Origin of the sequence: Glycomyces algeriensis, from assembly GCF_027622855.1 — a bacterium.
In the GTDB taxonomy this organism is placed as follows: Bacteria; Actinomycetota; Actinomycetes; order Mycobacteriales; family Micromonosporaceae; genus Glycomyces; species Glycomyces algeriensis.
In genome coordinates, this window is the sequence record NZ_JAPZVR010000008.1 from 109,102 (window position 1) to 122,483 (window position 13,382).

Annotated in this window: 17 protein-coding genes; 9 read left to right on the plus strand and 8 right to left on the minus strand. The window is 71.1% G+C overall.

The genetic code is table 11. From position 1 onward, the window contains the following. Positions 1-369 precede the first annotated feature (369 nt). Positions 370-1,062, minus strand: a complete 693-nt coding sequence (locus O2L52_RS16305; protein ID WP_270116784.1) for a hypothetical protein — start codon at positions 1,060-1,062, stop codon at positions 370-372. 286 nt (positions 1,063-1,348) lie between these two features. Between O2L52_RS16305 and O2L52_RS16310 the strand changes: the two genes are divergently transcribed. After that, positions 1,349-2,491: a glycosyltransferase gene (locus O2L52_RS16310; protein WP_270116785.1), complete on the plus strand. Its 1,143-nt coding sequence runs from the start codon at positions 1,349-1,351 to the stop codon at positions 2,489-2,491. Here the strand turns inward: O2L52_RS16310 and O2L52_RS16315 are convergent. Together O2L52_RS16315 and O2L52_RS16320 are read right to left on the minus strand one after the other, a co-directional pair. Next, on the minus strand, positions 2,418-2,936 hold the full coding sequence (locus tag O2L52_RS16315) for a hypothetical protein (protein WP_270116787.1): 519 nt from the start codon (positions 2,934-2,936) through the stop codon (positions 2,418-2,420). The genes O2L52_RS16310 and O2L52_RS16315 overlap by 74 nt on opposite strands. Positions 2,937-3,017: 81 nt before the next feature. After that, entirely contained in the window at positions 3,018-4,208 is a 1,191-nt protein-coding gene (locus O2L52_RS16320; RefSeq protein ID WP_270116886.1) for a cation:proton antiporter, read from the minus strand. 125 nt (positions 4,209-4,333) lie between these two features. Between O2L52_RS16320 and trhA the strand changes: the two genes are divergently transcribed. The 3 genes from trhA (at position 4,334) to O2L52_RS16335 (ending at position 6,016) form a co-directional block, all read left to right on the plus strand. After that, positions 4,334-4,993, plus strand: coding sequence for a PAQR family membrane homeostasis protein TrhA (trhA, locus tag O2L52_RS16325; RefSeq protein ID WP_270116788.1), 660 nt, complete (start codon positions 4,334-4,336; stop codon positions 4,991-4,993). 88 nt (positions 4,994-5,081) lie between these two features. Next, the gene (locus O2L52_RS16330; protein WP_270116789.1) at positions 5,082-5,468 is read left to right on the plus strand and encodes a DnaJ family domain-containing protein; all 387 of its coding nucleotides are present in this window, start codon (positions 5,082-5,084) and stop codon (positions 5,466-5,468) included. Positions 5,469-5,578: 110 nt separating this feature from the next. Further along, positions 5,579-6,016, plus strand: a complete 438-nt coding sequence (locus O2L52_RS16335) for a DoxX family protein (RefSeq protein ID WP_270116791.1) — start codon at positions 5,579-5,581, stop codon at positions 6,014-6,016. Positions 6,017-6,095: 79 nt separating this feature from the next. Here O2L52_RS16335 and O2L52_RS16340 read toward each other — a convergent pair whose 3' ends face one another. Then, the gene (locus O2L52_RS16340; protein ID WP_270116793.1) at positions 6,096-6,842 is read right to left on the minus strand and encodes an SAM-dependent methyltransferase; all 747 of its coding nucleotides are present in this window, start codon (positions 6,840-6,842) and stop codon (positions 6,096-6,098) included. Between the two features lie 78 nt (positions 6,843-6,920). Here O2L52_RS16340 and O2L52_RS16345 point away from each other — a divergent pair, with 78 nt between their 5' ends. The 3 genes from O2L52_RS16345 to O2L52_RS16355 all read left to right on the plus strand — a co-directional run bounded on the left by O2L52_RS16345 (position 6,921) and on the right by O2L52_RS16355 (position 8,487). Then, positions 6,921-7,220 (plus strand): putative quinol monooxygenase, encoded by a 300-nt coding sequence (locus O2L52_RS16345; RefSeq protein ID WP_270116794.1) that lies wholly within the window; start codon positions 6,921-6,923, stop codon positions 7,218-7,220. Between the two features lie 29 nt (positions 7,221-7,249). Beyond that, on the plus strand, positions 7,250-7,831 hold the full coding sequence (locus tag O2L52_RS16350; protein ID WP_270116795.1) for a DinB family protein: 582 nt from the start codon (positions 7,250-7,252) through the stop codon (positions 7,829-7,831). Between the two features lie 71 nt (positions 7,832-7,902). Next, positions 7,903-8,487 carry a DinB family protein gene (locus tag O2L52_RS16355; RefSeq protein WP_270116796.1) on the plus strand — a complete coding sequence of 195 codons (585 nt, stop codon included), beginning with the start codon at positions 7,903-7,905 and terminating at the stop codon, positions 8,485-8,487. 88 nt (positions 8,488-8,575) lie between these two features. Here O2L52_RS16355 and O2L52_RS16360 read toward each other — a convergent pair whose 3' ends face one another. After that, positions 8,576-9,694 (minus strand): coiled-coil domain-containing protein, encoded by a 1,119-nt coding sequence (locus O2L52_RS16360; protein ID WP_270116797.1) that lies wholly within the window; start codon positions 9,692-9,694, stop codon positions 8,576-8,578. Between the two features lie 377 nt (positions 9,695-10,071). On the opposite strand from O2L52_RS16360, the gene O2L52_RS16365 reads away from it, so the two are divergent. Then, a complete protein-coding gene (locus O2L52_RS16365; protein ID WP_270116799.1) occupies positions 10,072-10,494 on the plus strand; it encodes a hypothetical protein in 423 nt (140 codons plus the stop codon). A gap of 97 nt (positions 10,495-10,591) precedes the next feature. After that, positions 10,592-10,993, plus strand: coding sequence for a VOC family protein (locus O2L52_RS16370; RefSeq protein WP_270116801.1), 402 nt, complete (start codon positions 10,592-10,594; stop codon positions 10,991-10,993). Between the two features lie 99 nt (positions 10,994-11,092). Here O2L52_RS16370 and O2L52_RS16375 read toward each other — a convergent pair whose 3' ends face one another. The 3 genes from O2L52_RS16375 to O2L52_RS16385 are packed head-to-tail and all read right to left on the minus strand — an operon-like array spanning position 11,093 to position 13,358. Next, positions 11,093-12,082, minus strand: a complete 990-nt coding sequence (locus O2L52_RS16375) for an ABC transporter permease subunit (RefSeq protein ID WP_270116802.1) — start codon at positions 12,080-12,082, stop codon at positions 11,093-11,095. Continuing rightward, positions 12,079-12,972 (minus strand): ABC transporter ATP-binding protein, encoded by an 894-nt coding sequence (locus O2L52_RS16380; RefSeq protein ID WP_270116803.1) that lies wholly within the window; start codon positions 12,970-12,972, stop codon positions 12,079-12,081. The genes O2L52_RS16375 and O2L52_RS16380 overlap by 4 nt, the downstream gene beginning before the upstream one ends. Continuing rightward, positions 12,969-13,358: a GntR family transcriptional regulator gene (locus O2L52_RS16385; RefSeq protein WP_270116805.1), complete on the minus strand. Its 390-nt coding sequence runs from the start codon at positions 13,356-13,358 to the stop codon at positions 12,969-12,971. The genes O2L52_RS16380 and O2L52_RS16385 overlap by 4 nt, the downstream gene beginning before the upstream one ends. Positions 13,359-13,382: the final 24 nt, after the last annotated feature.

Below are 13,382 nucleotides of genomic sequence, written 5' to 3' on the forward strand. Positions count from 1 at the left end.
CGGGCTCTCGATCGGCCCCGAAGCTCCCGAAGACCTCATCGCCGACCCGGATCAGGCGCGCACGACGCCGCCCCAACGCAAGCGCATCAGCCCCCGTCGCCGATAGCGACCGAACCGCTCGAGCATCAGGCCGTGACCTGCAATAACACTCGAGTGTCGGATCCGTGTGGGAGTGTGGTCCTTTTCGGTTGGTCGGAGGCGGATGCGGGTGGGAAGGGGCATGCCCTATGCGGCGAAGCCGATCCGAGTCCCGAGTGCATCAGCCCTCGACGCCGGCGCGGCCGGACCCCGCAGACAGCCGGGACCAGCACACAGCCGGGCCCGATGCGCGAACGCACCGGGCCCGTCGGCATTTCGTCTTCGCTTGCGCTACTTCAGCTCGGCGAGGCGCGCTTCGGCCTCCTCCAGCTGGCGGCGCAGCCGCGACGCCTCCTCGGCGGCCTCGGAGCGGATCTTCTCGACCACCTCGTCCACGACCTCGGCGACCTCGTCCGAACCCGCCGCCTGGCACATCGCCAGCGCGTTCGAGTGCGCGACCTTGGCGCCCTTGACGACCGTGCGGGCACCGCGGGTCGCCGCGATCGACCACTCGCCGTCCTCATAGGTCAACGTGATCGACAGCTCCGAGTGCTTCGCGGCCGCAGCGCGCGGCCGGGCGACCTTCTTCTTCGGAGCCGCCACCTCGGCGGCGACGGCGGGCTGAGACACCTCAGGTGCGGTCACGGGTTTCCTCTCACTCACAGGTTTCGGTTTCGGCTCGTCCGGGAGCAGGCCCGGACCCGAAGGCGCGACCGGCTCACTCGGCTCGCTCGCGCGCTGGCGCGGCGCGCGGCGCGCGCCCTCACCGGGCGCGGGCAGGCGCAGTTCGGCGGCGGAGAACGACAGCTCGTCGGACCCGAACGCGACATGGACGAAGTCGTCCACCCCGGCCGGATCGAGGGCGACGACCTTCCCGGCGCGCCCGGCGACCTGCCCGGCGGCGTCGGTGAACACCACCTTCGGCTTCTTTCCTTGCGCCAGCACCGCTTCGAGATGAGCGATGTCGGCACTCGACAGTGACATCGGGGGCTCCTTCACAAGGTTGCGGCGGACACCGTCCTGTCGAACGGCGCCCGCGGGCCGGCCCTGGGCCAGCCGGTTGCTGCATCCTCCAATACGTACCCCGCGGGTACGACACCACCCCGCACGGAAGTCGCCCACGTCCGCCCCGCACCCCGAAACGCCACCGCCGCACCACCACCCGCACCACCACCCCCGCCACGCGCCCGGCCCGGAATATCGGCTGCGGTTCAGTCCCGGGCCATGTCGGGTTCCCCCCACCGCCCACCCGCCCCCCTACGCTCTGACCATGAGAGTCGCACTCGTCACCGAGTCATTCCCGCCCCAGGTCAACGGCGTCGCCCGCTCCGTGGCCCGCGCCGCCGCCCACCTCACCGCCCGCGGCATCGAACCGGTCGTCATCGCCCCCGCACCCGGCCCCGGACCCCGCCCCGCCTTCGACTGGCCCGTCGTCCACGTCCCCTCCATCCAGATCCCCGCCTACAAGCACTTCCGCGCCGGCCTCGCCACCCGCGCCCTCGACGACGCCCTCGACGCCCACCGCCCCGACGTCGTCCACCTCGCCAGCCCCTTCGGCTACACCGCCCGCGCCGCCGCCTGGGCCGAACGCCGCGCCATCCCCACCGTCGCCGTCTGGCAGACCGACCTGCCCGCCTACACCCGCGCCTACCACCTCACCGCCTTCGAACAACTCGTCTGGCACCGCCTGCGCTCCATCCACTCCCGCGCCCGCGTCAACCTCGCCCTCTCCGAATGCACCGCCAAAGCCCTCGCCGCCCAAGGCATCGGCGGCCTCGCCGTCCTCCCGCACGGCGTCGACACCGACCGCTTCCACCCCCGCCACCGCGACCAGAACCTCCACGACGCCCTCACCCCCGACCACGAACTCCTCGTCGGCTACGTCGGCCGCCTCGCCCGCGAAAAGCAGCTCCACTGGCTCACCGACCTCGCCGCCACCCCCGGCATCCGCCTCGTCATCGCCGGCGACGGCCCCCGCCGCCGCGCCCTCGAACGCCTCCTCCCGCAGGCGACCTTCCTCGGCGCCCTCCACGGCACCGACCTCTCCCGCCTCTACGCCTCCCTCGACCTGTTCGTCCACACCGGACCATTCGAGACCTTCGGGCAGACCATCCAGGAAGCCCACGCCTCCGCCGTCCCCGTCATCGCCGTCGACGCCGGCGGCGCCGCCGAACTCGTCGACCCCGGCGTCGACGGCACCCACTTCCCACCCGGCGACACCACCGCGCTGGCCGCCACCGCCCACGCCCTCGCCGACCGCCGCGACCTCCTGCGCCGATGGGGCGAAAAGGGCCGCCGCAAAGTCCAGACCCGCACCTGGGAAGCCGAAGGCGACGCCCTCATCGGCCACTACGAGCGGGCACTGGCACTCGGGCCGGCACGCGCCCCGCGCCCCGCCGTCCCCACGGCTTGACGTACGACAGCACCACCGCACCCAGGTACACCGACGACGACACGATCGGCGCCGCCAGCACCTGACCGTCCAGCACCTGCAACCGCTCCGGGTCCAGACCCGCCGCCATCGCCGCCAGACCCGGCCGCAGCGAGAACACCGTCAACGCGAACGTGACCGCCGTGGCCACCAGCTTCACCAGCACCCACGTGTACGCGACCGTCCACTTCGTGCCCAGCATGAGCACCAGCCCCGACACCAGCGCCCCCGCCCCCAAAGGCACCGCCAACACGCCCGCCAGCACCGACATCGCCGAACCCGCCGCATACTGCTCGGCCGCATCACCCGTGCCCACGGCCCACACCCCCAGCACCAGCAGGCACAGGCTCAACCCGAGCCAGGCCACGGACGAGACCACATGGACGATGACGAAGACCCGGTACGCCGGGCGGCGAAGCTTGAACATGCCCCCACCATCCCCGCCCGGCACGCGACCGCGCCTCCACGCGCGGACGTATCCGTGCCTACGCCCAAACGCCGACCCCCGCTAGATCGCCTCCGCCGAGACCGCCCTCGTGTCCATACGCGCCCACCGCAACCCGATCAGCGGGAACAGCAGCACCGACAGCATCGCCGCCCCGATCATCGCCGCCGCGACCGACTCGTCCACCAGGCCCCGCTCCGCCGCCGTCGACGCCGCCACCACCACGATCGGCAGCTCCGTCGCCGCGAACGCCGCCAGCACCCCCCGCTGCGGCCGATCCAACACCCGCGCGAACACCGCGAACGTCGTCACCCCGCGCACCACCGCGAACGCCGCCAAGAACACCGGGATCAACACCAGCGCCAACGGCGAACCCAGCAGCTGATCCAGATCGAACGTCACCCCCGTGTACACGAAGAACACCGGCACCACCGCACCGAACCCGATCCCGTCCAACTTCGACTGCACCAGCGCCTCCTCCCGCTCGTCCAACGCCGACAACAGCACATGCATGCACACCCCAGCCGCGAACGCCCCCAACGCGATGTCCACACCCACCTCCGCCGCCAGCAGCACCGCCGCCAGCAGCACCAGCACCGACAACCGCACCGCCAACTGCGCACTCGTCCCCATCGTCGCCGACAGCAACCGCGACACCCGCGCCGAACGCCGCAGCGAACCGAACGCCGCCGCCGCCACCGCCAACCCCACCAGCAGGATCACCAGCGTCGTCCGCCCCGAATGCTGACCCTCCGAATAGAACAACGCCAGCAACGCGATCGGCGCGAACTCGCCCACCGCCCCCACCGCCATCAGATACGGCCCCACCGGCCCCGCCAGCAACCCCGAATCACGCGCGATCGGCAGAATCGTCCCCAACGCCGTCGAACACAACCCGATCGCCAGAATCAGCACCGCATCCACACCCGCCAGCGCCAACCCGCCCCCCGCCAGCACGAACGACAACACCCACCCCAGCGACGCCAACGTGATCGGCCGCCCCCGCACCGCCCGGAAATCGATCTCATACCCCGCCAAGAAGAACAGCATCGCCAACCCCAGCTGCGACACCACCTCGAACAACGCGTGCGCCTGCACCAACCCCAGCACCTGCGGACCGATCACGATCCCCAGCACGATCTCCACCACCACACTCGGCAGCCGCACCCACCGCTCCACCCGGTCCACCAGCAGCGGCGCCGCCACCGCCGCACACGCCAGCACCAGCAACTCGACCGGCACCGCCCCGTCCATCACGTCCACGGCCGGAGCTTAACGGCCCCACCAGCCCGAACACCCCCAATCGGGGCTTAACCCCACCCGCATTCGGGGGACCACACGCACTACCGGCAAGTAACACACAGGGATACCGTCGAACCATGGCACTGGCGATCAACGACACCGACACCAAACCCCGACTCCGCGGCTGGCTCCACCTCGCCGCCTTCCCCACCGCGATCATCGCCGGCCTCATCCTCATTGCGACCGCACCCACCCTCACCGGCCGCCTCGCCACCGCCGTCTACGTCGCCACCTCCGCCGCCCTCTTCGGCATCTCCGCCCTCTACCACCGGACGAGACTCACCGAACGCGCCACCACCCGCCTCAAACGCCTCGACCACGCCAACATCTACCTCATCATCGCCGGCACCTACACGCCCATCGCCACCCTCGCCCTCGACGGCACCGCCCGCACCGCACTCCTGGCCGGCATCTGGGCCGGCGCCCTCGCCGGCGTCGCCTTCCGCACCCTGTGGCTCGGCGCCCCGCGCTGGCTGTACACGGTGCTGTACATCGGGCTGGGTTGGGCGGCGGTGTTCGTGATGCCGCAGCTCCTGGCGGGGGCCGGGACGGCGGCGACGGTCCTGATCATCACCGGCGGCGTGCTGTACACGGTCGGCGGCGTCATCTACGCGCTGAAGCGGCCCAACCCGTCGGTGCAGTGGTTCGGGTTCCACGAGGTCTTCCACGCGTTCACCGTGGCCGCGTACGCGGCGCAGTTCGTCGCGGTCGCCCTGGTGATCCACGGCGCGAACTGACGCACCGCCGAACCCCTGACCTCCCGTCGCCTTCCCTGAGCGACCCGCGCCACCCGTTATCATTGGGGCCCTAGCCGAGGAGGTCCCGATGAGCGACAGGCAGGCACGCGGCGTCGAACGCCAGATCCAGGAGGCCGAGGCCCGCGGCGAGTTCAAGAACCTCCCCGGCGCCGGGAAGCCGCTGCCGGGCATCGGGCAGCCGCTGCACGAGGACTGGTGGCTCCGCCAGCAGTCGACCCGCGAGAACATCGGTCTCGACGCCCTCCCGCCGGCGCTGCGACTCGCCAAGGAGATCGAGCAGCTCCCCGAGACCCTCGACGCGCTGGGAGACGAAGCCGCCGTGCGCGAGGCCCTCGACGCACTGAACGTCCGCATCCGCAAGGCCCTCATCGGCCCGATCGACGGCCCGCCGCTGCGGTTCGGCCTGCGCGACGTCGACGACGAGGTCCGGTCCTGGCGCGAGCGGCGCGGCTGAGTCCGAGCCCACACCACCATCACTTGACGGTGTCAAGATTCGTGCTGCATCATGAACTTGACACTGTCAAGAAGCGTGCACTGGTGCGCCCCCTCGGAAAGGCCCGACCCATGGTCCCCATCATCACCCTCACCGCCGCCACCCTCCTGGCCCGCCTCGCCGGACTCCTCGGCGCCGACGCCCTCGACTGGCAGACCTCCCTGCGCATCGGCCTCGCCGCCATGTTCCTCATCACCGGCATCGTCCACTTCGTACCCAAGTTCCGGGACGACATGATCCGCATGATCCCCGAACGCCTGCCCCGGCCCGCCGCGCTGGTCGCCCTCACCGGCGTCCTCGAACTCGCCGGCGCCGCCGGCCTGCTCGTCCCCGCGACCGCACCCGCGGCCGCGATCGGCCTCGCACTGCTCCTGGTCGCGATGTTCCCCGCGAACGTCTCCGCGGCCCGCCGCGGCGTCCCCCTCGCCGGGAAGCCCGCCACCCCCCTGGGCATCCGCACCGCCGAGCAGATCCTCTTCATCGGCCTCGCCGTGCTCGCCGCCCTCTGACACCGAAGCCCTCCGACACCACAGGGAGCGGACACGCCGAAGGCCCCGGACCGCATCGGTCCGGGGCCTTCGGCACTCGCTATGCGACCGGCCGGCCCAGCGTCAGGTACGCGAACCCGAGCAGCCCGCGGTGCCCGCGCAGCCACCAGTCCCGGTGCCTGTCGGTCTGCTCGCGGATCTCGGCCGCCCGCGGGTGCCCGGGGTTGGCCAGCAGCCAGACCTCCTTGTCCGCCAGGAACTGCGACTCGAAGTCGTCCCATTCGGACTGCTCCACCGACTCCACCCGCAGCGGCCGGAACCCGGTCGCGACCGCCGCGTCCACGAACTCCGGCAGCGGCATCCAGTCCCCGGTCGACGTCTCCGGCCACATCGCGGCCAGCTCCGCCTCGGTCGGCACCCGGTTCCACACGCCGTCGCCGATCAGCAGCCGCCCGCCGGGCTTCACGATCTCGTACAGGGCCCGCAGGGCGTCGGCGGCCGTGCCGAACGCGTGCACCGCGCCGATGTTGATCACCAGATCCGCCGGTTCGGTCCAGTCCTCGCCCCGGTACTCCACGAACTCGAGCCGGTCGGCGATCCCGCGCCGGGCGGCGCCGGCCCGGCCCCGCTCCAGCAGCTCCAGGTCCGAGTCGACCCCGTACGCCTTCGCGCCCGGCACCTTCGCGGTCACGCGCTGCAGGAGTTCCCCCCAGCCGCAGCCGATGTCGACGATCACCTGCGGTTGCGCCGCAGCGCACTCCTCGACCTGCCGGTCGAAGCGCCACGGGGCGATGGGGGAGTTGCAGTCAAGGAAGCCGTATCGTGTCGGCGCGTCATGTCCAGTCATCGGACGACACGGTAGCAACACCCGTCCCGGCCCGCAATCGGATTGCCCCGCCCTCGCCCGCCCACTACCGTGGCCCCCATGATCACCGTCCACGCCTACGTCCACGCGCTACCCGCGCACCGCGACGCCTACCTCGAGGGCCTGCGCGCCCTCCAGGCCGCCACCCGCGCGAACGACCCCGGGTGCCTGCGCTACGAGTTCTGGGCCTCCATCGACGACCCGAACGCCTTCGTCTGCGTCGAGGAGTGGACCGACATGGACGCCCTCACCGCCCACCTCGACGCCCCGCACCACATCGCCGGCAGCGCCGCCCTCGACCCCTACCGGTCCCGCCCCGGCGAGATCCAGATCTTTCAATCCACCCCCATCGGCCTCTGACGCCACAACCCAGTGGGAGACTCGCACACATGACCGACCTCAAGACACACCTGGGCCGCTATCTCCAAGCCGGCCGCGACGCCGTCCTGTGGAAGCTCGAAGGCCTGGGGGAGTACGACATCCGCCGCCCCCTCACCCCCACCGGCACCAACCTCCTCGGCCTCGTCAAACACCTCGCCAGCGTCGAGATCGGCTACTTCGGCGAGACCTTCGCCCGACCCTTCCCCGAGACCCTGGCCTGGCTCGACGAGGACGACGCCCACGCCGACCTCTGGGCCACCCCCGACGAGAGCCGCGAGTACATCACCGACCTCTACCGCCGCGTCTGGGACCACTCCGACACGACCATCCGCGACCTCGAACTCGACGCCGAGGGCAACGTCCCCTGGTGGCCCACCGAGCGCTCCGCCGTCACCCTCGGCCAGATCCTCACCCACATGGTCGCCGAGACCCACCGCCACGCCGGGCACGCCGACATCGTCCGCGAAGGCATCGACGGCGCCATCGGCATGCGCCAGGGCAACGACAACCTCGGCCGCGACGACGATCAGTCCTGGTCGGACTATTTCGACCTCGTCGAACGCAACGCCCGCAAAGCCGCAGGCCACTGACCCCGCCGGGCCCCGCCACCCCCGGGGCCCGACCCGCACCGGATGTCGCACCCGGCTGGCACACTCACCGCATGACCGACCCCAAGACCCACCTGCACCACTACCTCCGCAACGCCCGCGCCGCCGTCCTCTGGAAGCTCGAAGGCCTGGGGGAGTACGACATCCGCCGCCCCCTCACCCCCACCGGCACCAACCTCCTCGGCCTCGTCAAACACCTCACCTGCACGACCGCCGACTACTTCGGCACCGTCTTCGACCGGCCCTTCCCCGACCCCCAGCCCTGGTTCGACCCCGACACCGCCCCAGGCGCCGACATGTGGGCCACCCCCGAAGAACCCACCGCGTTCCTCATCGACCTCTACCACCGCACCGGCGCGCACGCCGACTCCCTCATCACCGAACTCGACCTCGACACCGAAGGCCGCGTCCCCTGGTGGCCCGCCGAGGACGCCACGGTCACCCTGCACCGCATCCTCGTCCACATGATCGACGAGACCAACCGCCACGCCGGCCACGCCGACATCATCCGCGAACTCATCGACGGCAGCGCCGGACTGCGCCAAGGCGCCGACAACCTGCCCGCCCACAGCCCCGAGCAGTGGACCGCCCACTACAACGCCGTCGAGCAGGCCGCACGCCAAGCCGCCACCCGCTAGACGGCACCGGGCCCCGGCAGCACCACGCCACTGGGGGGCCCGAACCCCGAACCGGACAAAACACGCGCACCAGCCCAGGGGAGGAGCACTACGAAGCAGAACTACCCTTCCGGTCCTCCCGCTCCACCAACCGCGCCTCCGCCGCCAGCGCCCGCTCACGCCACGACTCCACCGCCGCCCGCGCCTCCGCACCCGCAGCCTCAGCGCCCTCCGCACGCGACACCGACACCCGCGCATCAGCGACCGCACCGGCAAGCTCACCGCGCAACCGCTCCACATCGGCCACCAGCACCGCCGCCCGGGACGCCGCCTGCTCGGCATCCCGCCGCGCCACCGCCACCTCCGCGACCAGCGACTCCACCCTGGACCGCTCCCGGTCCCGCTCACCGATGAACCCCAGCGCCCGCGTCTCGGCCCGCTCCAACGCCGCCTCACCGGCCCGCAACGCCTCCGCAGCCTCCGCCGCCACCTGATCCGCCCGCGCCCGGGCCGCCTCAGCCGCGCCCCGCGCCGACACCGCCTCCTGCTCGGCCTCCTCACGCGCCACCACCGCAGCATCCCGCTCCGCCAACGCCGCCGCCCGCGCCTGCGCAGCCGCACGCGCCAACCCCTCGGCCTCCTCACGACCGGCCACCGCCGCAGCCGCCTCAGCCCGCGCCGACACCGCCTCCTCACGAGCCGCCTCCGCGTCCCGCACCGCCGCCAGCCGCGCCGCGACCGCCTCCTTCGCCCGCCCCTCAGCGGCCGCCAACGCACCGGCCACCCGCTCGGCCTCGACCCCCGCAGCCGCCAACTCCTCACGCAGCGCCGACACCCGCGACGCCACCTCGTCCCGCTCCGCCCGCGCCGCCGCCACCGACGCCGCCGCATCCGACCGCACCTCGGCCAGCCGCGCCTCCACCTCGGCCGGATCGGTCTCCGCCCGCAGCGCCTCGGCGAGCGGCGCCAGCGCCGACGCCATCGACTGCTCGATCTGCTCGTACAGCTCCTCAGCCCGCGCGAGCGCACCCTCAAGGCCCGGCGTCGACCGGCGCAGCTCGCGCTGGCGCTTGGCCTGGGCCGCGCAGTCGCCCTCAGCGCAGTACAGCCGCGGGCGTCCGCGCCCGGGCTGCTGCGGGATCGGCGTCCCGCACCGCTTGCACAGCGTCGCGCCCTTCACGGGCGTCTTGGTGGTCGTCGTGGCGGTAGTCGTGCCTGTTTTCGTCATGCACACAACCTACCATTATTAATTTCCGTTTTTAATATTTAAATAACGGAAAAACAAGCGTGTCGCCTCCAGATACATAACTCACGAGAAGTGCCGTTCCCGCAAGTAATGATGATTCCGGGCCTGACACGACCTCCCGTGAATCGAGGGGTCGTTCGTCGGGTCGGTAACCCCATTGACGCGATCGGCCGCGGCCGCCGGGATTCGGAGCCGCCGTGGGCGAGCGGACGGCGGCGTGGCGGACGCGCGGCGGACCACGGTCCCGGCGGGCGCGAGCCTGATTTGCCGCAGACGCCGTGAACCGGTCAGGAATCGAGAAGCCGTGCACCCGCCGCCGCCGTTAGCGTGAGAATCACTGAGCGACGGAAGGAAACACCATGACCGACGGACTCTCCAACGAAGAACGCGCCGCCGTCAAAGCGCGCGCGAAAGAACTCAGGGACGCCGACCGCGGCAAGGACAAGGACGAGGCCGCGCTCCTCAAGGCCATCGCGGAGATGGACGAGCCGGACCGGGCGCTGGCCCAGCGTATCCACGCCGTCGTCACCGCCGCCGCCCCGGAGCTCGTGGCGAAGACCTGGTACGGCCAGCCGGCGTACGCCCGGCCGGGCAAGGGCGGGAAGGTCGTGGTCTTCTTCCGCAGCGGCCTGAAGGACAAGGAGCGGTACTCCAGCCTCGGCTTCTCGGCCGAGGCGAACCTCGACGAGGGCGGCTTCTGGCCGACCTCGTACGCCGTCACCGATCTGGACGAGGCCGCCGAAGCGGCCCTGTTCCAGCTGGTCAAGCGCGCCGTGTCCTGATCCCCCGCGTGTGCGGTGCGAAACGGCGAATCGCGGCCCGGCGCCGTCTCCGCTTGCGAGGATGGCGGTGACACCGCTTCGACGAAGGGAGCCCGCGATGGGTTCGATCCTCAATCCGTACATCGCATTCGATGGCGACGCACGGGAGGCCATGGAGTTCTACCAAAGCGTCCTCGGCGGCGAGTTGAAGGTGATGACCTTCGGCGAGTCCGGCATGCCCGGGCCCAACGCCGACCAGGTCATGCACGCGCAGCTGTCCTCGGACGCCGGCTACACGCTCATGGCCTCGGACATGCCGCCCGGCGTGGAGCACAAGCCCGGAACGAACGTCTCGATCAGCCTCTCCGGCGACGACGCCGACCGGCTCCGCGGCTACTGGGAGGCCTTGAGCGACGGCGCCGAGGTCAGCATGCCCTTGGAGAAGCAGATGTGGGGCGACGAGTTCGGTGCCCTGGTCGACCGGTTCGGGATCAACTGGATGGTCGACATCACCGCTTGAGAACGAGCGCGGCACCGCAAAGCGGGTGCTGGACCCTAGGTCCAGCACCCGCTTCCTTCTTCGTTACTTGCGGGAATCTAGCTGTCGGGTCGTCGCGTCTCAGTTGAGGCCGCGCGGGATCCGCCAGAACGCGACCCCTGCCAGGAGGGCCGAGAGTACGGCGGCGATGCCGAACTCGATCCATTGGAAGTCCCAGTACCGGTCGGCGGGCTGGTACGTGACGTCGAACGTGGCGCCGAGGTCGACCATGCAGTCGTCCGGGGTGCCGCCCACGGTGTCGCAGGCTTCGATGTCCTCCGCGGTGACGTCGGTGCCGTCGGCTTTGTGGACGACGATGTACTCCGAGACGACCCAGGCGCCGGGGATCGTGTAGCCCTGGACGCCCGCGCCCTGCGGGCCGATGCCGAAGGAGTCGATCTGGCCCACGGTGTTGGCGTCGTCCCAGGCGATGGTCTCGGTGACGGGCTCGGCGAACTGCGGGCGGAGCACATTCGCCATGACGAGCTGGAACATCACGAAGACCACGAGCGTGACCGCCATGGCCACGAGGGTCTTGCGAGTCAGGACGCCGATGACGACGCCGAGGGTGAACGCCAGCAGCGCGTACCCGAACGGGGCGAGGTCGCGGGCGGCGAACGTCAGCGGTTCGAACCGGCTGTCGACCACCTTGTCGAACGGCCCTGCGGCCCAGGTCAAGAGGAGGCTCAGCGCGCCGGTGAACAGGACGCTCACTCCCCCGACGAGCGCGAGTTTCACGGCGAGCCAGCGGGCGCGGGTGACCGACTGGTTCCACACCAGCCGGTGGGTGCCGGTCTCGAGTTCGCGGGTGATGAGGGGTGCGGCCCAGAACGCGCCGATGAGCGCCGGTGCGGCGAGCAGGAGCAGTCCGATGAGGAGGAGCCCGGAGCCGAACTGCTCGGCGAGGGTGTGCGCGGCGTCCTCGCAGGCGCTGGTGCAGTCGGTGATGTTGATGCGGTAGGCCTCGCGGATGTCGCCGGCGAGGAACAGCAGGTAGACGGCGGCGGCGACGACGAGGCCGGCGGTCCACAGGGTCTGGGCGCGCATTTGGCGCCAGGTCAGCCAGATCATGCGCGGGTCTCCTGGAGGGTCGGGGCGGTGAGGCCTTCGGCGCGGTGCAGGTAGGTGAGGACCATGTCCTCGAGTCCGACCGAGTCGGCGCCGGGGAGCTCGAGGTGGTCGCCGGTGGTGTCGTGGACGATGAGGGTGGTCTGGCGGTCGGTATGGTCGGCGGCGATGACCTTGACGCCGTCGGGCAGTGCGTCGAGGGTGCCGCGGGGGCCGACGAGCCGGTGGTGGGCTGCGAGGAGGTCCTCGATGTCCCCCGCGACCTGGACGCGGGACTCGGCCAGGACGATGAGGTGGTCGCAGACGCGTTCGACGTCCCCGATGAGGTGCGAGGAGAGGATCACGGAGACCTCGAGTTCGGCGACGAACTCCATGAGGTTCTGCAGGAACGCGCGGCGCGCGAGGGGGTCGAGGGCGGCGACCGGCTCGTCGAAGATGAGCAGCCGGGGCCGTTTCGCGGCGGCGATGGTGAGCGCGAGCTGGGCCTTCTGGCCGCCGGAGAGGCGACCGGCCTTCTTCGCGGGGTCGAGGCCGAGCCGTGCGATGCGGTCGCGGGCGAAGGCGTCGTCCCAGGTGGGGTTGAGGTGCTCCCCCAGGCTCAGGTGGTCGGCGACGGACAGGCCCGCGTAGACCGGGGTGTCCTGTGCGACGAAGCCGACGTCGGCGAGTTGGGCGCTGTCGGCGGCCGGGGTGCGGCCGAGGACCTCGATGCGGCCGCTGGTGGGCCGGATGAGCCCGGATGCGAGGGCCAGGAGCGTGGACTTACCGGCGCCGTTGGGGCCGACGAGGCCGACGATGCGGCCGGCGGGGATGTCGAGGGTGGCTTCGGCGAGCGCGGTGTGCTTGCCGTAGCGCTTCGTGAGTGCGGTGGTGCTCAGGACTGGGGTGCTCATGGGGTCACCTGTGGTGCCTTTCTGATGGTGGTGTCGAAGAGGGCTTTGATGGCGGCGTCGTCGAGTCCGGCGGCGCGGGCGGTGGTGATCCACTGGTGGAGTGCGGTGCCGAGTTCGGCGTGGGCGTCGAGGCTGGCGTCGGCGAGGGTCGCGGTGACGAAGGTGCCGCGTCCGGGCTGGGGTGCGACGAGGCCTTGGCGTTCGAGTTCGCGGTAGGCCTTGAGGACGGTGTTGGGGTTGATGGCGATCTTGGCGACGACTTGCTTGACCGTGGGCAGCTGGTCCCCCACGTCGAGCATGCCCAGTCGGAGGGCTTGCTGGACCTGCTGGACGAGTTGCATGTACGGGGCCACGCCGGAGCGGGGTTCGAGGTGGAAGTCGATCACGAAGTTTCTCTATTTCACTAGGAT